The following is a 20,472-nucleotide window of genomic DNA, read 5'->3' as shown; positions in this document are numbered from 1 at the left end:
GGCCATGTCGACTGGAAGACCATGAAGCTGCGCGACCTCCTAGGCCGGAACGTTCAGGGCGATGATGCTGCAATCGAGCCCGCCGTCGCGGCGCTCGAGGTAACAGGCATTGCCCTCGACAGCCGAATGGTCAAGCCGGGCAATCTCTTCTTCGCACTTGCGGGCAGCAAGACCGACGGTGCGCGCTTCATCGATGCCGCGATTGCCGCAGGCGCGGTCGCGGTCGTCGGCGACCACGCGCCTGATGGCTGCAAGGTGCCGTTCATTGGGGTTGCCAATCCGCGCCGTGCGCTGGCGCTGGCCGCGGCAAAATTCTTCCCCGCGCAGCCCGCGACCATTGCCGCGGTGACCGGCACCAGTGGCAAGACCTCGGTCGCCGCGTTCACGCGCCAGATCTGGGAACGGCTGGGGCACGCCTCCGCCAGCATCGGCACCATCGGCCTCGTTTCACCGAAGCGCACCGTCTACGGCTCGCTGACGACGCCCGATCCGATCGCGCTGCACCGGCAGCTCGACGAGATCGCGCGCGAGGGCGTCACGCATCTCGCTTTCGAGGCCTCCTCGCATGGGCTCGATCAGTATCGTCTGGACGGCGTGCGCGTCTCGGCCGGCGGCTTCACCAATCTCTCGCGCGACCACATGGATTATCACCCGACGATCGCGCATTACCTCGCGGCAAAACTCCGGCTGTTCCGCGAACTGGTTCAGCCCGGAGGCGCGGCGGTGATCTCAGCCGATCATGATTGCTCGCCGGAGGCGGTCAGTGCTGCGAAGTCGCGCGGCTTGCGCCTGATGGCGGTCGGTCGCAACGGTGACGGGGCAGGCGAGGGGATTCGCCTCGCCGGTGTGGAGGTCGAAGGGTTTTCGCAAGTGCTCGCGCTCGATCATCGCGGCAAGCGATATGCGATCCGGCTGCCGCTGGTCGGCGAATTCCAGATCGAGAATGCGCTGGTGTCGGCCGGCCTTGCGATCGGCACCGGCAGCGACGCGGCCAACGTATTCGCGAGCCTGGAACATCTCGAAGGCGCCAAGGGCCGGCTGGAGCGCGTCGGCGAACGCAACGGCGCGCCGATCTTCGTCGACTACGCGCACAAGCCCGACGCGTTGGAGAAAGCGTTGCAGGCGCTACGCCCTTACGCCAAGCGCAGGCTGGTCGTCGTGTTCGGTGCCGGCGGCGATCGCGATGCCGGCAAGCGTCCGATCATGGGCGAGATCGCGGCTGGTAACGCTGACGGCGTCATCGTCACTGACGACAATCCGCGCAGCGAGAAGCCGGAAGCCATTCGCGCCGAAATCCTCGCGGCCGCCAAGGGCGCCCGCGAAATCGGCGACCGCGCCGTTGCGATCCGCACTGCGATCGAGGAATTGGAAGATGGCGATGCGCTGCTCATCGCCGGCAAGGGACACGAGACCGGGCAGATCGTCGGCGGCGAGGTGTTGCCCTTCAGTGATCACGAGGCGGTCGCCGCCGCATTAGCGTCGAGGAATGCATGAGCGCGCCAATATGGACGGTGGCCGAAGTGGCGCGCGCGCTGGGCGCTGCCGGATCGTTTCCGGACACGCCAATCGATCTCGTCACCCAGGACAGCCGGCTGGTGAAACCGGGCAGCCTGTTCGTCGCGCTGAGCGGCACGCCGAGTGGAGGCTTCATCTCGGCTTTCGCCAGCGCGCGTGACGGTTGGGAGTTCGCGGACAAGGCCGAAGCCTCGGGCGCAGTCGCAATGATCGTGCCGCACGAGATCGCGGGCATCCGCATTCCCCAGATCGTCGTCAAGGACACGCTGATCGACGGTCTCTGGGCCCTCGCGCGCGCGGCACGTGCGCGCTTCAACGGGCCGGTGATCGGGCTCACCGGCAGCGCGGGCAAAACCAGCACCAAGGAATTCCTCGCCGCCTATCCCGGCGCCTATGCCAGCCCCTCGAGCTTCAACAATTTCTGGGGCGTGCCGCTGACGCTGTGCAATGCGCGGCCGGACGCCAGTCTCTGGGTCGTCGAGATGGGCATGAACCAGGCCGGCGAGATCGCGCGGCTCAGCGAGCTGACCCGGCCCACGGTTGCGCTCGTCGTCAACGTCCAGCCGGTGCATCTGGAGAAGCTCGGCTCGCTCGAAGCCATCCGCCGCGAGAAGGTGTCGATTGCGCTCGGCCTGCCCCCGGACGGCGTGCTGGTGCTGCCCGCCGGGATCAAGGCGCCGGACTGGAAAGGCAAGGTCATACGCTTCGGCGACAAAGCCGAGGTGCACGAGGTCGCGCACGCGCCGCACGGCGACAGCTGGCAGGTCGTGGCCGCGCTCGGCAAGAAGGAGATCGCGTTCAGCCTGACGCCGGGCGCGCCGCACCGCGTCCAGAATGCACTCGCCGCGCTCGCATCGGTCCGTGCCGCGAACCTCGATACGGCGACGCTTGCGATCAAGCTCGACCGGGTCGGCATCATGACCGGCCGCGGCGTCGAGCAGGCGGCCGGCGGCGTCACCGTGATCGACGACAGCTTCAACGGCAATCCGGCCAGCGTCGCTGCCGCGCTGCAAAGCCTGCAGGCGCGCAACACGACAGGTGGCCGCCGCATTGCCGTGCTCGGCGACATGCTGGAGCTGGGCGATGGCGCGGCCGGCTATCACACCGACCTCGCCAAGCATCTGAACGGCATCGACGGCGTCTATTGCGTCGGGCCTCTGATGCGTCACCTGTTCGAGGTGCTTCCAGCCGGCAAGGGCCTCGGCTGGCACGACGATCCGGCGACTCTCCAGCCCAGCATGGTCGCAAATCTGCTCAGGGCAGGCGATGTCGTGGTTGTCAAGGGCAGCAAGAAGATGTTCTGGGTCAACAAGTTTGTGCCGGGCCTAGTGGCCGCCTTGCAGGCAAAGGCGTAAACTGCTTGGAAGACGCTGATCCCGAATCCCACCCTTTCCGGCGCGAAGCCGTCCGGTTTTCTTTAGAGGTCGCCCGGCCCGATGATGAAGACCAGCGAGTGCGCGGGAGGCACGTTGAGGCCAATACCAAGAACGCGTGCCCAGGGCGCCATAGGACCGTCTGAATGTTTTACTGGCTGATCGAGCTCTCCAACACCTTTCCGGGTTTCGGTGCCGTTCGCACGTTCCTGAACGTCTTCCGCTACATCACCTTCCGCACCGGCGGCGCCGTCGTCACCGGCGCGCTGTTTGTGTTCCTGTTCGGGCCCTGGATCATCGACCATCTGCGCCTCCGCCAGGGCAAGGGCCAACCGATCCGGGCCGATGGCCCGCAATCGCATCTCGCGAAGAAAGGCACGCCCACCATGGGCGGGCTGATGATCCTGTCCGGCCTGACGGTCGGCACGGTGCTGTGGGCCAATCCGCTCAACCCCTACGTCTGGATCGTGCTGGCGGTGACGCTCGGCTTCGGCTTCGTCGGCTTCTATGACGATTATCTGAAGGTGACCAAGCAGACGACGAGCGGGTTCGGCAGCAAGCTTCGCCTGCTGATCGAGGCCGCCATCGCGCTGGTGGCCTGCTACGCGCTGGTGCGGCTGAACCGCGATCCCGCGTCGACCGCGCTGACGATTCCCTTCCTGAAGGACACCGTGCTGCATTTTGGCTGGTTCTTCGTCGTGTTCGGCGCCTTCGTCATCGTCGGCGCCGGCAATGCGGTGAACCTCACCGACGGTCTCGACGGCCTTGCCATCGTGCCGGTGATGATCGCGACCGCGAGCTTTGCGATGATCGCCTATCTCGCCGGCAACGCGGTGTTCGCCGATTATCTCCAGATCAAATATGTCGCGGGCACCGGCGAACTCGCCGTGCTCTGCGGCGCGCTGCTGGGCGCCGGCCTCGGCTTCCTCTGGTTCAACGCGCCGCCGGCCTCGATCTTCATGGGCGACACCGGCTCGCTCGCGCTCGGCGGCATGCTGGGTGCGATCGCGGTCGCGGTGAAGCACGAGATCGTGCTCGCGGTGATCGGCGGCCTGTTCGTGCTGGAGGCGGTTTCCGTCATCGTGCAGGTGGTGTCGTTCAAGATGACGGGAAAACGCATCTTCCGGATGGCGCCGATCCATCACCATTTCGAGCAGCTCGGCTGGACCGAGCCGCAGATCGTGATCCGGTTCTGGATCATCTCGGTGATGCTGGCGCTTGCCGGCCTGTCGACGCTGAAGCTGCGGTGACCTGTCGATGATCCCAGTCACGTGCTTTGCCGGCAAGACGGTCGCGGTGTTCGGCCTCGGCGGCTCGGGACTCGCGTCCTGTCACGCGTTGAAAGCGGGCGGCGTCGAGGTGATAGCCGCCGACGACAGTGCCGAGAACGTTGCCAAGGCCGCGCAAGCGGGCTTCATCACGGCTGATTTGCGAAACGTCTCCTGGGCGAATTTCGCAGCGCTGGTGCTCGCGCCCGGCGTGCCGCTGACACATCCGGTGCCCCATTGGAGCGTGCTAAAGGCGCGCGAAGCCGGCATCGAGGTGATCGGCGACATCGAGCTGTTTTGCCGCGAGCGGCGCCGGCACGCACCGGACGCGCCGTTCGTCGCCATCACCGGCACCAACGGCAAGTCGACCACGACGGCTTTGATCGCGCATCTGACCAAAGTCGCCGGCTACGACACCCAGATGGGCGGCAATATCGGCACCGCGATCCTGTCGCTGGAGCCGCCGCGCATGGGCCGCGTCCACGTGATCGAGATGTCGTCCTACCAGATCGACCTCACGCCCTCCCTCGATCCCTCCGTCGGCATCCTGCTCAATGTCAGCGAGGATCACATCGATCGTCACGGCACCATCGCGCATTACGCCGCGGTGAAGGAACGGCTCGTTGCCGGTGTGCAGGCTGGCGGCACCGCCATCATCGGCGTCGATGACGGCTTTTGCCGCGACATCGCCGATAGACTCGATCGCGCCGGCAAAAACGTCGTGCGCATCTCGGTCAAGAATCCGCTGGCGTCCGGCATCCATGTCGAGCACGGCGCCATCGTGCGCACCGCGGGAGGCGCGCGCAGCGAGGTCGCAAAACTCGGCGGCATCGGCTCGCTGCGTGGCCTGCACAACGCGCAGAACGCGGCGTGCGCGGCCGCCGCCGCGCTCGCGATGGGCATCAGCCTCGATGTGCTTCAGAACGGCCTGCGCAGCTTTCCGGGCCTTGCGCATCGCATGGAGCAGGTCGGCCGCCGCGGCAACGTGCTGTTCGTCAACGACTCCAAGGGCACCAATGCGGACGCCACCGCGCATGCGCTGTCGTCCTTTTCGGACATCTTCTGGATCGCCGGCGGCAAGCCGAAGGCCGGCGGCATTACGGGCCTGACCGGCTATTTCCCGCGCATCCGCAAGGCCTATCTGATCGGCGAGGCCGCGCAGGAATTTTCGGGAACGCTGGGCACTCAAGTGGCGCACGAGATCACCCAGACCCTCGACGTCGCCGTCGAGCACGCCGCACGCGATGCGGAAGCGTCGGGGATCACCGACGCGGTGGTGCTGCTGTCGCCCGCCTGCGCCTCCTTTGACCAGTACCGCAATTTCGAAATCCGCGGCACCAGGTTCCGCGAGCTGGTGCAGGCGCTGGCGGGTGTGAAGCCGGTGGTGTGAGCGCGCATTCGCGTTCCGATGTCGTCGCCCGGCTTGACCGGGCGACCCACTATTCCAGATATCCAGCTTGAGCCGAGAGGCCGCAGCGTACTGGATGCCCCGGTCAAGCCGGGGCATGACGGTGTTTTGTGGCGGCAGCGGGGATCATCTCCCCAATCATCGGCGTTCCCTTAACCTCCCGTAAACCAACCTCGGCGACCAATGGACCGACCTCTGTCCGAAAGCGGCCGCCATGCTCTCCCGTGAAGAACGCACCCCCTTTTCCGAGTGGTGGTGGACCGTCGACAAGCCGCTGATGGGCGCCATCCTGGCGCTGATGCTCACCGGCGTGATCCTGTCGCTGGCCGCGAGCCCGCCGGTTGCCACCCGTATCGGGCTCGATCCCTTCCACTTCTTCAGCCGCCACGTGCTGTTCCTGGCACCGTCCTGCCTGGTGCTGCTCGGGGTCTCGTTCCTGTCGCCGCGCGCGATCCGCCGCAGCGCCCTGATCATCTTCACGGTCAGCATCATCCTGATCGTGCTGACGCTCGCGATCGGCCCAGAAGTGAAGGGGTCGCGGCGGTGGATCACGCTGCTCGGCCTCAACATCCAGGCCTCCGAGATCGCAAAGCCATCGTTCGTCGTCATCGCCGCCTGGCTGTTCGCGGAATCGACCAAGCGGCCGGAAATGCCGGCGACCTCCATGGCGCTGGTGCTGCTTCTGATGCTGGTGTCGCTGCTGGTGATGGAACCGGACTTCGGCCAGACCATGCTGATCCTGATGGTGTGGGGGTCGCTGTTCTTTATCGCGGGCATGCGCATGATTTGGGTATTTGGCCTTGCCGGGATCGGAGCGGCAGGTCTGTTCAGCGCCTATCTGTTCGTTCCGCACGTCGCCGGACGCATCAAGCGCTTCATGAATCCCGCTTCCGGTGACACCTTCCAGGTAGATACCGCCATGGAAGCCTTCTACAACGGCGGATGGTTCGGGCTCGGGCCCGGCGAGGGCATTGCCAAGCGCAGCCTGCCGGACAGCCACACCGACTTCGTGTTCGCGGTGGCCGCCGAAGAGTTCGGCATCATCCTGTGCCTGGCAATGCTGACGCTGTTCGCCTTCGTCGTCATCCGCACGCTGTCGCGCGCCTATGCCAATGAGGACATGTTCTCGCGCTTTGCGGCCTCGGGTCTTGCGATCCTGTTCGGCGTGCAGGCCGCGATCAACATGTCGGTCAACCTCCAGCTCATCCCTGCAAAGGGCATGACGCTGCCCTTCATCTCCTACGGCGGCTCTTCGATCGTATCGCTGGCCTATGGTGTCGGCATGATGCTGGCGCTGACGCGGCTGCGCCCGCGCACCGAGGTCGAGGCAAGCGGCCACGCCGAGGCGATGCGCAGCTACGCGTAGTTTTTCGTCATTGCGAGCGAAGCGACGCAATCCAGAATCCCTCGGCGGTGGCGGTCTGGATTGCTTCGCTTCGCTCGCAATGACGGGGGAGACACTGTAAAACTCCCCGTCATGGACAATTCCCCCCTGATTCTTCTCGCCGCGGGTGGTACCGGCGGCCATTTGTTTCCGGCCGAGGCGCTTGGGGTCGAACTGATCCGGCGCGGATTCCGCGTCCGCCTCGTCACGGACGAGCGCGCGCTGCGCTACAGCGGGCTGTTTACCAAGGACATGATCGACGTCGTCTCGAGCGAGACCGCGCGTGGCCGCAATCCGCTGCAGCTCGCTTATGCCGGCCTCACGCTCGCCGCCGGCACGCTGTCCGCCTACGGCCTCATCAAGCGATTGAAGCCGGTCGCTGTCGTCGGCTTCGGCGGCTATCCGACGCTGCCGCCGCTGGTCGCGGCGAAATTCGCCGGCGTGCCCGGCATCATCCACGATGCCAATGCGGTGCTCGGCCGCGCCAACCGGTTCCTGTCGAGCCGCGTCCGCGCCATTGCGACGTCGTTGCCCGGCGTGCTCGACCGCGATCCGGCGCTATCGGGCAAGACCACGACAGTCGGCACGCCGATGCGCCCGGCGGTCCTCGCCGCAGCCGGCGTGCAATATGCTGCGCCTGAGGTGAACGGCCCGCTGCGCCTGCTCGTCGTCGGCGGTAGCCAGGGCGCGCGCATCATGGCCGATATCGTGCCGGGCGCGATCGAGCGCCTTGAGCCTGCGCTGTGGAGCCGGCTCGTCCTCACCCAGCAGGTGCGCGACGAAGATATGAGCCGCGTGCGCGCGGTCTACGACAGACTGAAGATCAATGCCGAGCTCGCGCCGTTCTTCACCGATTTGCCGGCACGGCTCGCTTCCAACCATCTGGTGGTGTCGCGCTCAGGCGCCGGCACCGTGGCCGAACTTGCCGCGATCGGACGTCCCTCGATCCTGGTGCCGCTGCCGGGCGCGATCGACCAGGACCAGTTCGCCAATGCCGGCGTGCTGGCCAAGGTCGATGGCGCGATCCGCATTCCGCAGACCGAGTTCAACTCCGATCGTCTCGCCGCCGAGATATCCGCCTTCGCCGCCGAACCCGCGCGTCTTGCCGCCATGGCGCAGGCCGCCCGCGGCGCCGGCCGGCTAGACGCGGCGGAGCGGCTGGCCGATCTGGTGGCCAAAATCGCGGGAATCTGACGCGAAAAAGCCCTTGTCTTCGCCTTCTAAAGCGGGGCATCCAGTAGGAAAGGCGCGCGGCTGATTTGCCGTGACCTTCGCCAGATGCCGCCCTCTCCGGCGGCGAGGTCAGGGAACAGAGCATGAGACTGCCGCGCGAGATCGGACCCATCCACTTCGTCGGGATCGGCGGGATCGGCATGAGCGGTATCGCCGAGGTGCTGCTCAATCTCGGCTATTCTGTGCAGGGTTCGGACGCCTCCGACAATTACAATCTCGACCGTCTGCGCAAGAACGGCGCGAGGGTCTCGGTCGGCCACAAGGCGGAGAACGTCGATGGCGCGGAGGTCGTCGTGGTCTCTACCGCGATCAAGCGCGACAATCCGGAACTGACGGCGGCGCGCGAAGGGCGTATTCCGGTGGTGCGCCGCGCCGAGATGCTGGCCGAGCTGATGCGGCTGAAGAGCTGCGTCGCCATCGCGGGCACGCATGGCAAGACCACCACGACTACGATGGTCGCGGCGCTGCTGGATGCCGGCGGCCTCGATCCGACCGTGATCAACGGCGGCATCATCAACGCCTATGGCTCGAATGCGCGGCTTGGCACCGGTGACTGGATGGTGGTGGAGGCGGACGAGAGTGACGGCACGTTCCTGAAGCTGCCGACCGAGGTCGCGATCGTCACCAATGTCGACCCCGAGCATCTCGATCATTTCAAGACTTTCGAGGCCGTGCAGGAGGCCTTCCGCCATTTCGTCGAGAATTTGCCTTTCTACGGCTTTGCCGTGATGTGCATCGACCATCCCGTGGTGCAGACTCTCGTCGGCAAGATCGAGGATCGGCGCATCATCACCTATGGCGAGAATCCGCAGGCCGACGTGCGCTTCGTCGATCTGACCCCGATGGGCGGCGGATCGAAGTTCAAGGTTGCGTTCCGCGATCGCAAGACCGGCCGGGTGCACGAGATCGCCGACCTCATGCTGCCGATGCCGGGACGCCACAACGCCTCCAACGCGACGGCCGCGATTGCGGTCGCGCGCGAGCTCGGCGTGTCGGACGAGGCGATCCGCAAGGCGATCGCCGGCTTCGGCGGCGTCAAGCGCCGCTTCACCAAGACCGGCGAATGGAACGGCGTCACCGTCATCGACGATTACGGCCATCACCCGGTCGAGATCGCGGCGGTGCTGAAGGCGGCGCGGGAATCCACCAGCGGCAAGATCGTCGCTGTGGTGCAGCCGCATCGCTATAGCCGCTTGCAATCGCTGTTCGAGGAATTCTGCACCTGCTTCAACGATGCGGATGCGGTGATCGTCGCCGACGTCTATGCCGCGGGCGAGACGCCGATCGAGGGCATCGACCGCGACCATTTCGCCGCGGGCCTGCGCGCCCACGGCCACCGCGAGGTGATCCCGCTCCCGGCGGCGTCCGATCTCGCCGGCATCGTCAAGAGCGTGGCGAAGTCGGGCGATCTCGTCGTGTGCTTAGGGGCCGGCAACATCACGCAATGGGCGTACGCCTTGCCAGGCGAATTGAAGGCGCTGGGGTAGGGCAGTGAGCTTCCCCGACATCACACCCGACCTCAAAGCCGTGATGCCCGATCTTCGCGGCCGGCTGCTGGCGAACCAGTCGCTCGCCGAGCTCACCTGGTTTCGCGTCGGCGGTCCGGCGCAGGTGCTGTTCACGCCGGCGGACGAGGACGATCTCGCCTACTTCCTCGCGCATCTCGCAAGCGACATTCCCGTCTATGTCGTCGGCGTCGGCTCCAATCTGATCGTGCGCGACGGCGGCATCGCGGGCGTCGTGATCCGGCTTGCGCCGCGCGCCTTTGGCGAAGCGAGCGCGAGCGGCGATGTCGTCACCGCGGGCGCGGCCGCGCTCGACAAGCGCGTGGCGGAAGTCGCCGCGTCAGCCAATATCGGTGGGCTCGAATTCTACTTCGGTATTCCCGGCACGATCGGCGGCGCGCTGCGCATGAATGCGGGCGCCAATGGCGGCGAGACCAAGGACGTGTTGATCGAGGCGCGCGGCGTCGGGCGCGACGGCACAAAGCACATCTTCTCCAATGCCGACATGAAGTTCGTCTACCGCAACAGCGGCGTCGATCCCTCGATCATCTTCACCTCCGCACGTTTCCGCGGCGAGATCAGGGATGCCGAGGCGATCCGCGCGCGCATGGCGGAGGTGCAAACTCATCGCGAGACCGCGCAGCCGATCCGCGAAAAGACCGGCGGCTCGACCTTCAAGAATCCGCCCGGTCATTCCGCCTGGAAGCTGGTCGATGCCGCCGGCTGCCGCGGCCTGCGCGTCGGCGGCGCCGAGGTCTCCGAGATGCACTGCAATTTCCTGATCAACACGGGCAATGCCACCGCGCATGACATCGAGACGCTTGGTGAGACCGTGCGCGACCGGGTGAAGACGAATTCCGGAATTGAGCTACACTGGGAAATCAAGCGGATCGGAATTTCCGGCTAATTTGGACAAGCGACGAGAGAACATGCGCATCACCATCCTCTTCGGCGGCTCCAACCGCGAACGTCTGGTTTCGGTCGCGTCAGCCCAGGCGCTGCATCAGGCGCTGCCCGAGGCTGATCTCTGGTGGTGGGACGTCGAGGACAAGATGCATGTCGTGCAGTCGAAGCAGCTGCTCGAACATGCCCGTCCGTTCGAGGACGAGTTCAAGCCGGGCACGCGTGGCATTCCATTGGAGCAGGCGCTCGACCAGGCCAGGGCCGAGGACCGCGTGCTGGTGCTCGGCCTGCACGGCGGGCGTGCCGAGAATGGCGAATTGCAGCTGATGTGCGAAGCGCGCGGCGTGCCGTTTACCGGATCGGGCTCGGCCTCCTCGCATCTCGCGTTCGACAAGATCGCGGCCAAGCATTTCGCAGCGCTCGGCGGGGTAACGCCGCCGGCCAACGTTGCACTGGACGAGATCGATGAGGCCTTCGCCGAATACGGCCGGCTGATCGCAAAGCCCGCGCGGGATGGCTCGAGCTATGGCCTGATCTTCGTCAACGCCAAGCAGGATCTCGTCGCCGTCCGCAATGCCGCCAAACACGAAGAGTACGTGATCGAGCCTTACGTCGCCGGCGTCGAGGCGACCTGCGGCGTGCTGGAGCGACCGGACGGCTCGATCATCTCGCTGCCGCCGATCGAGATCATTCCGGGCGAGGGCAGTTTCGACTACGCGGCGAAGTATCTTTTGAAGTCGACCCAGGAGATCTGTCCAGGCCGCTTCACGGCGGAGATCACCGCCGCACTGAAGCAGCAGGCGATGCTGGCGCACCGGGCGATGTCCTGCACCGGCTATTCCCGTTCGGACTTCATCGTCTCGGACAAGGGGCTGGTCTATCTCGAGACCAACACGCTGCCCGGGCTGACCAAGTCGTCGCTCTACCCCAAGGCGCTAAAGGCAGAGGGCATCGCATTCGTCGACTTCCTGCGCGGCCTGGTCGAGCTCGCCGGGCGGGGTGTACGGAAATAATTAGGATTGGTTAACGGCCGAAGGGGCGAAACGGCCGGTTTTGGAACCCAAAACCGGTAAAATGCCGGACATCGCGGCATAAATGCCTCACTGGGCTGGGCAAAACGCATCCGCCGTTAACGAACTTTACCTTTTGTTTACCAGGACGTCCGAAGGTTAACGCTGGCGGCGCATATGACGCTTTGGCTGCCGGCGCGTGGACCGTTGCGGGTGTTGTCACTCCCAGCGAACGCTCTGAAGGGGAGAGGTTTTCTTCTGCTGAAGACCAGCACCCGGCCCGGCAAGTCCGAGACGTCATGTTCGCCAGGACCCGCGCGATGTCGCGGGCAAACTGTTGACGAGCTCGTGCAATGGATGGAGCAGGAAGCCTCACTCGGTCGCTTTTGAGATCGCTGAGGCCCCAAGCTGACTTGAAGGCGGCCGCTATCGGAGCGGTCGTGCTTCTGCGCGAGTGGGTGCAGGACAAGCGCCAGGAAAGACTTCACGGAGCGCGCGCTGCCGCCAAGGAAAAGATCAGGGCCAAAGCCGTCGTCGAGCGGGAGCCGCCGCCGCGGTTGATCGCGCTGATCGAGCGCTATCTGCCGCGCCGCGTCGGGATCAGCATGACGGTGCTGCTCCTGATCGGAAGCTGCGGCTTCGGTATCGTCAAGGGCGGCCATCTTCAGGATTTCATCACGGCGGTCAACGACACCCGCAACGCGCTGGCCAATTCCGCCGGCTTCCGCATCACCTCCGTCGTGATCAACGGCCGCAAGCAGCTTAGCCAGGATGAGATCCTCGCGATCGGCGGCGTCAGCGGCCGATCCTCGCTGCTGTTCCTCGACGCCGACGCCGTGCGCGACAAGCTCAAGGCCAATCCCTGGATCGCGGATGCGACCGTGCTGAAGCTGTATCCGGGCCAGCTCATGATCGAGCTCACCGAGCGCAAGGCGTTCGCGCTGTGGCAGGAGGCCGGCCGGCTTTCCGTCATCGCCGATGACGGCGCGGTGCTTGAACCCTATGTCTCGCGTCGGTTCCTGTCGCTGCCGCTCGTGGTCGGCAAGGGCGCCGAGACGCAGGCCCGCGATTTCCTCGCTTTGCTGGCGCGCTATCCGCAGGTCAATTCGATCACCAAGGCCGCGATCTTCGTCGGCGAGCGGCGCTGGAACCTGAGGCTCAAGGACGGCCTCGACATCCGCCTGCCCGAGCAGGACGTCGGCAACGCGCTTGCGATGCTGTCCAGGCTCGACAAGGACGACAGGCTGTTCTCCCGCGACATCGTCGCCGTCGACCTGCGCCTGCCCGATCGGCTGGTGGTGCAGCTGTCCGAGGACGCCGCCAAGGCGCGCGAAGATTTGTTCAAGGACAAGAAGAAGAAAAAGGCCGGGGACGCTGCATGACCGGTCTTGATCGCACCCAGACACCGAAGACGCGCCCGATGCCGCACAAGCGCGGCGGCCTCGTCGCCTGCCTCGACATCGGCACCAGCAAGATCGCCTGCATGATCGCGCGGCTGAAGCCGTCGGCGCCGAGCGAAGCCCTGCGCGATCGCACCCATGCGGTGGAGCTGATCGGTTACAGCCAGATTCAGTCGCGCGGCATGAAGGCCGGCGCCGTGATCGATCTCGGCGAATGCGAGCAGGCGGTGCGACAGGCGGTCGGGCTTGCGGAGAAAATGGCCAAGGTGCGGGTCGAGTCCGTGCTGCTGTCGGTCTCCGGCGGCCGACTCTCCGGCCAGCTGGTCGAAGCTGCGGCCGACATCCGCGGCGGCGCCGTGACGCCGGCCGATGTCAGCCGCGTCACCTCCACCGGCATGCGCCACGCCACCGGCGAAGGCCGCACCGTGCTGCACGCGCTGCCGGTTGGCTACACGCTCGACGGCGTCAAGGGCATCCGCGATCCCCGCGGCATGGTCGCGCACCAGTTCGGCGTGGACATGAACGTCGTCACCTGCGACGCCACCGTGGCGCGGAACCTGATGCTGGCCGTGGAACGCTGCCACATCAATGTCGAAGCCATGGCGGCGAGCCCCTATGTGGCAGGCCTGTCGGTGCTGACCGACGACGAGGCCGATCTCGGCGCTGCGGTCATCGAGATGGGCGCGGGCACCACCACGATCGCGGTCTATTCCGGCGGCCGGTTCGTGCACGCCGCGGGTTTTGCGGTCGGGGGGCAACACATCACGATGGATCTGGCGCGCGGGCTCTCCGCGACCATTGCCGATGCCGAGCGAATCAAGACGTTATACGGGACCGTCATCACCGGCGGATCGGACTCGCGTGAGCTGATGTCAGTACCGACAGCCGGTGACGAGCAGGATCTGCCGCAGATCGTCTCCCGCGCGACCATCGCCAACATCGTCAGGCACCGTGCCGAGGAAGTCTTCGAAATGGTTCGGGACAAGCTGAAGGATTCGCCCTTCGCCTCAGAGCCCAACGGCCGCGTCGTGCTCTCGGGCGGGGCCTCGCAGCTCACCGGTCTGGTCGAGCTCGGAACACAGATTCTCGGCCGGCCCGTGCGGGTCGGACGTCCGCTCGGTTTCGGCCGACTGCCCAACGAGGCGAAGAACGCCGCCTTCGCGGTGCCGGCCGGACTGCTCGTCTACCCGCAATATGTTCACCACGAACATGTCGAACCGCGGCATACGCGGCAGCAGGTCAGGACGGGGACCGGCGGGTATTTCGGAAAGGTCGGACGATGGCTACGCGAGGGCTTTTGATGACTCCTTCCCGCAATATTCGATTTTCACCAACTCCCGCGGCCGCCGGCCGGGGCGAACCCACGCGCGCGTGATCGAGAGGCAAACATGACCATCAGCATCAATGTTCCTGATATTCACGAACTGAAGCCCCGCATCACCGTGTTCGGCGTCGGCGGCGCCGGTGGTAACGCCGTCAACAACATGATCACGGCGGGCCTCCAGGGCGTCGACTTCGTGGTCGCCAACACCGACGCGCAGGCGCTGACGATGTCGAAGGCGCAGCGCATCGTGCAGATGGGCACGGCGGCGACGCAAGGGTTGGGCGCAGGTTCGCAGCCGGTCGTCGGCGCGGCCGCGGCCGAAGAGGTGATGGACGAGCTGCGCGACCATCTCTCGGGCGCCAACATGGTGTTCGTCACCGCCGGCATGGGCGGCGGCACCGGCACCGGCGCGGCTCCCGTGATCGCCAAGATCGCGCGCGAGATGGGCATCCTCACCGTCGGTGTCGTGACCAAGCCCTTCCACTTCGAGGGCGGCCGCCGCATGCGCACCGCGGAAGCGGGCATCAACGAACTCCACAAGGTCGTCGATACGCTGCTGATCATCCCGAACCAGAACCTGTTCCGGGTCGCCAACGAGAAGACCACCTTCGCCGACGCCTTCGCGATGGCCGACCAGGTGCTCTATTCGGGCGTTGCCTGCATCACCGACCTGATGGTCAAGGAAGGCCTGATCAATCTCGACTTCGCCGACGTCCGCGCCGTTATGCGTGAGATGGGCAAGGCGATGATGGGTACGGGCGAAGCCTCCGGCGACAAGCGCGCGCTGACCGCCGCTGAAGCCGCGATCGCCAACCCGCTGATCGACGATAGCTCGATGAAGGGCGCCAAGGGTCTCCTCATCTCCATCACCGGCGGCAAGGATCTCACCCTGTTCGAGGTCGACGAAGCGGCGACCCGTATCCGCGAGGAAGTCGACCAGGACGCCAACATCATCGTCGGCGCCACCTTCGATGAAGCGCTCGATGGCCTGATCCGCGTCTCGGTCGTCGCCACCGGCATCGAACAGGCCGCGATCGCCCGCAACAGCCAGGCCACCAGCGCTCCCGTCGCGAACCCGGCACCGCAGGCGCAGCAGGCTCCTGCTGCTCCCGCCGCGGCCGCCGAGAGCCGTCTTGCCGATTTGACCGCGCGGCTCCGCGCCGACAATCAGCGCATGGCCGAGCGCGCCCAGAAGCTGGACACGTCGACCCCGGCCGCCGGACCGGGCCAGTTCGCCGCCGCTCCCATGGCACCGCGTCAGAACGTCGAGCGCGCTGCGCTCGCCGCCATCGCCGCTGCCGTTGCGGACGTCCCGCAGGCCCCCGCGCCGATGCAGACCTATGGCGACGTCACCGTGCGCCCGATCGCGCAGAAGCCCACGCTGTTCCCGGAGCCCGAGCAGGCGCCGATGGCCATGCATGAGCCGATGACGCCGGAAACCTTCATCCCGCCGCAGGCCGAGCGTGCGCCGGTCCGCACACCTCGGATGCCGCGAATCGAGGAACTTCCGATGCCCGCCCAGGCCGAGCTTCGCCAGGCCCGGGGCGAGATCGAGGAGGAGACCCCGCAGAAGACCCGCCTGTCGCTGCTGCAGCGCCTCGCCAATGTCGGCCTCGGGCGTCGTGACGAGGAGAGCGAGGCACCGATCGCTGCCCGCACCGCCGGTCCCGCGATGCCGCCGCTGCCCGATCGCCGGCCCCAGAAGACCGTGGCGCAGCAAATCGCTTCTACCGAGCCGGTGTCCGAGTATGCCCGCCGTCCCGCGCCGCAGGGCCTGGACATGCATGGCCGTCCCGCGCCTGTTGCCCCGGCGCCACAGGGAGATGACCATCTTGATATCCCGGCCTTCCTGCGGCGGCAGGCGACCTGAGGATTGTTACAATAAGGCAGACGAAAAAAGGTCCCGGCGGGAAGCTTGCCGGGACCTTTCCTTTTGTCCCGTGCATATCCGGATTGCGCAGCCAAGCAACTGATTTTAAATCATTAATTACGTATTCGATGGTTCAGTAAAACTGCCAATGACGGTCCCAAACTCCGGTCCAATTTGGTTAAGCCTTGGCGCGAATACGGCAGGTTTGGGGTAACAATCGGTAAAAAAGCGTGAGTTGGCGCTGTTTGAGGCAGTGACTATGGTTTGCCGTGACTTGGGGATACGGATTCGGAACGAGCGGTCTTGGCCGGTCAGTCGGGTTCAGTATAAGTCGCGATGGTCGTAGTGGGGCGGTTCCTGATGAAATTTAGCCGGCAAACAACGCTTCGTGCGCAAGCCACCGTGGCAGGCGTCGGCGTTCATTCCGGTCTTCCCGTCACCCTCACGCTTGGGCCCGCGCCTGTTGACGCGGGTTTTATTTTTGTCCGTACGGGACTCGAGGGAAGTGACCGCGAAGTTCAGGCGACGGCCGAGCAGGTGATCGCCACCGATTTCGCTACCGTCCTCGGCGATCGCAATGGCCCGCTGGTCTCCACCGCTGAGCATGTACTTGCCGCGCTGCGGGGCATGGGCGTCGACAACGCCGTCATCGAGATCGACGGGCCGGAAGTGCCGATCATGGACGGCAGCGCCGCAGCCTTCGTTGCGGCGATCGACCAGGCCGGCATCGTTACCCAGCCGGCACAGCGCCGCTTCATTCAGGTTTTAAAGCCGATTTCGGTCAAGATCGGCGACTCCTTTGGCGAGATCAGGCCCTATGCCGACGGGTTCCGCGCCGAGGTCGAGATCGATTTCACCAATCCTGTCATCGGCCAGCAGAGCTACGCCTTCGACCTCAGCCCGGAACGTTTCCGCCGCGAAGTCGGCCGGGCCCGGACTTTCGGTCTGATGTGCGACGTCGCGCGGCTCTGGAGCGCCGGCTATGCGCTCGGCGCCTCGTTCGACAATACCGTCGTGTTTGACGAGGAGCGGTTGCTCAACACCGAAGGCCTCCGCTACGCTGACGAATGCGCCCGCCACAAGGTGCTGGACGTGATCGGCGACCTCGCGCTGGCCGGTCTGCCCCTGCTTGGCGCCTACCGCTCGGTACGTGGCGGCCACAAGCTCAACCACGCCGTCCTGACCGCGCTGCTCGCCGACCGTACCGCCTGGCGGGTGGTCGAGGGCGAGACAGCCCGCCGCACCACACGTCCGGTGGTCGAAACCGGTCGCGGCATCGTCGGCGGCCGGATCGCCGCGGCCTACGGGCCGGACGTTTCCTAAAGAGAGACGGTCCTGAAGAGACCCGTCGCCACCGGCGTTTGGCCGCGGCTTTCCCCGGGAAACTCCTGGTAACGATGATCGACTAGGATTGCGGCGCGTTCGCCTTAATCCGGGCGAAATGCCTGCCTATCCGGTTGGTTGAAGATCGGTTTTCGGTTACACCGGCGTGGTCGCATGGCGGGCACCACGGCTAGATTTCGCGCCCATGACGGGGTTCATGGGCTGGCGGACACCGCACACAGGGCGTCAGGGCAATATTCATGTCGGCACAGCGGATGACGCGCGGATATCTTCAGGTCTCGTCTCGAGAGGCCTCGTCTCGAGCCCGTGGGCTGCTTCAGGCTGTCGCCCTCTTCGTGCTCGCGCTGCCGCTGGCCGGCTGCGGCACCGGCGCGCTCTGGGACAAGTTCACCGCCAAGGACGACACCTTCGTCGAGGAGCCCGCCGACAAGATCTACAATGAGGGCCTGTACCTCATGAATGAGAAGAAGGACATGAAGGCGGCGAACAAGAAGTTCGAAGAGGTCGATCGCCAGCATCCTTATTCCGACTGGGCCCGCAAATCGCTGCTGATGTCGGCCTACGCGTCCTACCAGGGCGGCGATTATGACGGTTGCATCGGCGCGGCCACCCGCTACGTCACGCTGCATCCCGGCAGCCCGGACGCGGCCTATGCGCAATATCTGATCGCCGCCTCGCATTACGACCAGATCCCGGACATCAGCCGCGACCAGACCCGCACAGAGAAGGCGATCGCCTCGCTGGAAGAGGTAGTGCGCAAATATCCGACGTCCGAATATGCCACCTCGGCCAAGGCCAAGATCGAAGGTGCGCGCGACCAGCTCGCCGGCAAGGAAATGAATGTCGGCCGTTATTACGCGCAGAAGCGCGACTACACGGCGGCGATCAACCGCTACAAAGCCGTGGTGACGCAGTACCAGACCACCCGCCATGTCGAGGAGGCGCTGTACCGCCTGACCGAGGCCTATATGGCGATCGGCATCGTCGGCGAGGCCCAGACGGCCGCCGCCGTGCTCGGGCACAATTTTCCTGATAGTCGCTGGTACAAGGACGCCTATAATCTTGTAAAATCAGGCGGTCTCGAACCGAGCGAGAATCAGGGGTCCTGGATTAGCAAGACCTTCAAGAAAATGGGCCTCGGCTAGGAAATAGAGTTCCATGCTGGCGCGTCTGTCGATCCGTGACATCGTCCTGATCGAACGGCTCGATATCGAATTCGCAACGGGCCTCGCGGTTTTGACCGGCGAGACCGGTGCGGGCAAATCCATCCTGCTCGATGCCTTTGCGTTGGCGCTCGGCGGCCGCGGCGACGCCGGCCTCGTGCGCCACGGCGCGGAGCAGGGGCAGGTCACCGCCGTGTTCGATATCCCCAAGAATCACCCCGCAGCGAAGATCCTCGCGGAGAACGGGCTGGAGGATACCGGCGAGATGATTCTCCGCCGGGTCCAGCTCGCCGACGGCCGCACCCGCGCCTTCATCAACGACCAGTCGATCAGCGTGCAGACGCTGAAGGCGGTCGGTGCTGCCCTGGTCGAGATTCACGGCCAGCACGACGAGCGCGCGCTGGTCGATGCCGCCACCCACCGCCGCCTGCTCGACGCTTTCGCCGGTCTCGAAAAAGACGTCTCGGCCGTCGAAGTGCTCTGGGACGCACGCCGCACCGCCAACACCGCGCTGGAGGAGCATCGTGCCGGCATGGAGCGCGCCGCGCGCGAAGCCGATTACCTCCGTCACGCCTCGGACGAATTGAAGCAGCTCGCGCCCAAGGATGGCGAGGAGACCTCGCTGGCGTCCCGTCGCACCACGATGATGCAGGGCGAGAAGATCGCCTCCGACCTGCGCGAAGCGCAGGAGGCGGTCGGCGGGCACCATTCGCCGGTCGCCTCGCTGTCGGCCGCCGTGCGCCGGCTGGAACGTCGCGGCGTCAACTCGCCGGCGCTGGTCGAGCCCGCGGTGAGAGCGATCGACGTCGCGATCAACGCGCTGGAGGAAGCCGACCAGCATCTCCAGGCCGCGCTGGCCGCGACCGATTTCGATCCTTCAGAGCTCGAACGCATCGAGGAGCGCCTGTTCGCGTTGCGCGCCGCCTCGCGCAAATATTCGACGCCGGTCGACGGGCTCGCCGCGCTTGCCGCCAGATATGCCGCCGACGTCGTGCTGATCGATGCCGGCGCCTCGCGGCTGAAAAAGCTGGAGCAGGCCGCGATCGAGGCCGATGCGCGTTATGCGGCTGCCGCCAAGAAGCTGTCGATGGCGCGGCAGAAATCGGCCGAGAAGCTCAACAAGGCGGTCAATGCCGAGCTCGCGCCGCTCAAGCTCGAACGCGCAAAATTCATGACCCAGGTCGAGACCGACGAGACCGCACCCGGACCGCAGGGCTTCGACCGCGTCGAGTTCTGGGTGCAGACCAATCCCGGCACCAAGCCGGGGCCGCTGATGAAGGTCGCGTCCGGCGGCGAGCTGTCGCGCTTCCTGCTGGCGCTCAAGGTCGTGCTGTCCGACCGCGGCTCGGCGCCGACTCTGGTCTTCGACGAGATCGACACCGGCGTCGGCGGCGCGGTCGCGGACGCCATCGGCGGGCGCCTTGCACGACTCGCCGGCAAGGTCCAGGTGATGGCCGTGACCCATGCCCCGCAGGTCGCCGCCCGCGCCGACCAGCATTTGCTGATCTCCAAGGATGCGCTGGACAAGGGCAAGCGCGTCGCCACCCGCGTCAATGCGCTCGCCGCCGACCACCGCCGCGAGGAGATCGCGCGGATGCTCGCCGGCGCGGAGATCACGGCCGAGGCGAGGGCTGCCGCGGACCGGCTGCTCAAGGCGGCAACGGCTTGATGTCGTGTCCCGGACGCGCGTCGCGCGAGCCGGGACCCAGAACGCCGCGCATGGGCCCCGGTTCGGCAGCGCATCGTCCAGGGAACAATGACCCGGACCCACC

At 65.8% G+C, this 20,472-nt stretch carries 15 protein-coding genes; all 15 read left to right on the top strand.

Going from position 1 to position 20,472, the window contains the following annotated elements; all coding sequences use genetic code 11:
• Positions 1-21 precede the first annotated feature (21 nt).
• The 15 genes from IVA88_RS30960 to recN all read left to right on the top strand — a co-directional run bounded on the left by IVA88_RS30960 (position 22) and on the right by recN (position 20,369).
• Positions 22-1,494: a UDP-N-acetylmuramoyl-L-alanyl-D-glutamate--2,6-diaminopimelate ligase gene (locus tag IVA88_RS30960; protein ID WP_247500976.1), complete on the top strand. Its 1,473-nt coding sequence runs from the start codon at positions 22-24 to the stop codon at positions 1,492-1,494.
• Positions 1,491-2,870, top strand: a complete 1,380-nt coding sequence (murF, locus tag IVA88_RS30955; RefSeq protein ID WP_247500975.1) for a UDP-N-acetylmuramoyl-tripeptide--D-alanyl-D-alanine ligase — start codon at positions 1,491-1,493, stop codon at positions 2,868-2,870. The genes IVA88_RS30960 and murF overlap by 4 nt, the downstream gene beginning before the upstream one ends.
• Positions 2,871-3,034: 164 nt before the next feature.
• Positions 3,035-4,138, top strand: coding sequence for a phospho-N-acetylmuramoyl-pentapeptide-transferase (mraY, locus tag IVA88_RS30950; protein WP_247500974.1), 1,104 nt, complete (start codon positions 3,035-3,037; stop codon positions 4,136-4,138).
• A gap of 7 nt (positions 4,139-4,145) precedes the next feature.
• On the top strand, positions 4,146-5,546 hold the full coding sequence (murD, locus tag IVA88_RS30945; RefSeq protein ID WP_247500973.1) for a UDP-N-acetylmuramoyl-L-alanine--D-glutamate ligase: 1,401 nt from the start codon (positions 4,146-4,148) through the stop codon (positions 5,544-5,546).
• Positions 5,547-5,778: 232 nt separating this feature from the next.
• A complete protein-coding gene (ftsW, locus tag IVA88_RS30940; protein ID WP_247500972.1) occupies positions 5,779-6,930 on the top strand; it encodes a putative lipid II flippase FtsW in 1,152 nt (383 codons plus the stop codon).
• Between the two features lie 111 nt (positions 6,931-7,041).
• Positions 7,042-8,142: an undecaprenyldiphospho-muramoylpentapeptide beta-N-acetylglucosaminyltransferase gene (murG, locus tag IVA88_RS30935; protein WP_247500971.1), complete on the top strand. Its 1,101-nt coding sequence runs from the start codon at positions 7,042-7,044 to the stop codon at positions 8,140-8,142.
• A 122-nt stretch (positions 8,143-8,264) separates the two neighbouring features.
• Entirely contained in the window at positions 8,265-9,668 is a 1,404-nt protein-coding gene (gene murC / locus IVA88_RS30930) for a UDP-N-acetylmuramate--L-alanine ligase (protein ID WP_247500970.1), read from the top strand.
• 4 nt (positions 9,669-9,672) lie between these two features.
• A complete protein-coding gene (murB, locus tag IVA88_RS30925; RefSeq protein WP_247500969.1) occupies positions 9,673-10,593 on the top strand; it encodes a UDP-N-acetylmuramate dehydrogenase in 921 nt (306 codons plus the stop codon).
• Positions 10,594-10,615: 22 nt separating this feature from the next.
• The gene (locus IVA88_RS30920; RefSeq protein ID WP_247500968.1) at positions 10,616-11,602 is read left to right on the top strand and encodes a D-alanine--D-alanine ligase; all 987 of its coding nucleotides are present in this window, start codon (positions 10,616-10,618) and stop codon (positions 11,600-11,602) included.
• Between the two features lie 350 nt (positions 11,603-11,952).
• Positions 11,953-12,981, top strand: a complete 1,029-nt coding sequence (locus tag IVA88_RS30915; protein WP_247500967.1) for a cell division protein FtsQ/DivIB — start codon at positions 11,953-11,955, stop codon at positions 12,979-12,981.
• Entirely contained in the window at positions 12,978-14,300 is a 1,323-nt protein-coding gene (gene ftsA, locus IVA88_RS30910; RefSeq protein WP_247500966.1) for a cell division protein FtsA, read from the top strand. The genes IVA88_RS30915 and ftsA overlap by 4 nt, the downstream gene beginning before the upstream one ends.
• Before the next feature lie 87 nt (positions 14,301-14,387).
• Positions 14,388-16,193 carry a cell division protein FtsZ gene (ftsZ, locus tag IVA88_RS30905; RefSeq protein ID WP_247500965.1) on the top strand — a complete coding sequence of 602 codons (1,806 nt, stop codon included), beginning with the start codon at positions 14,388-14,390 and terminating at the stop codon, positions 16,191-16,193.
• A gap of 360 nt (positions 16,194-16,553) precedes the next feature.
• On the top strand, positions 16,554-17,516 hold the full coding sequence (gene lpxC / locus IVA88_RS30900) for a UDP-3-O-acyl-N-acetylglucosamine deacetylase (protein WP_247501234.1): 963 nt from the start codon (positions 16,554-16,556) through the stop codon (positions 17,514-17,516).
• 260 nt (positions 17,517-17,776) lie between these two features.
• Positions 17,777-18,682 carry an outer membrane protein assembly factor BamD gene (locus IVA88_RS30895; protein ID WP_247500964.1) on the top strand — a complete coding sequence of 302 codons (906 nt, stop codon included), beginning with the start codon at positions 17,777-17,779 and terminating at the stop codon, positions 18,680-18,682.
• Between the two features lie 13 nt (positions 18,683-18,695).
• Positions 18,696-20,369 (top strand): DNA repair protein RecN, encoded by a 1,674-nt coding sequence (gene recN, locus IVA88_RS30890; protein ID WP_247500963.1) that lies wholly within the window; start codon positions 18,696-18,698, stop codon positions 20,367-20,369.
• The last annotated feature ends 103 nt before the right edge of the window (positions 20,370-20,472 follow it).

It is taken from the genome of Bradyrhizobium sp. 149 (assembly GCF_023073915.1).
Taxonomy (GTDB): domain Bacteria; phylum Pseudomonadota; class Alphaproteobacteria; order Rhizobiales; family Xanthobacteraceae; genus Bradyrhizobium.
Note: the sequence above shows the minus strand (reverse complement) of the source record. Positions and strands in the feature narration are given on the sequence as shown.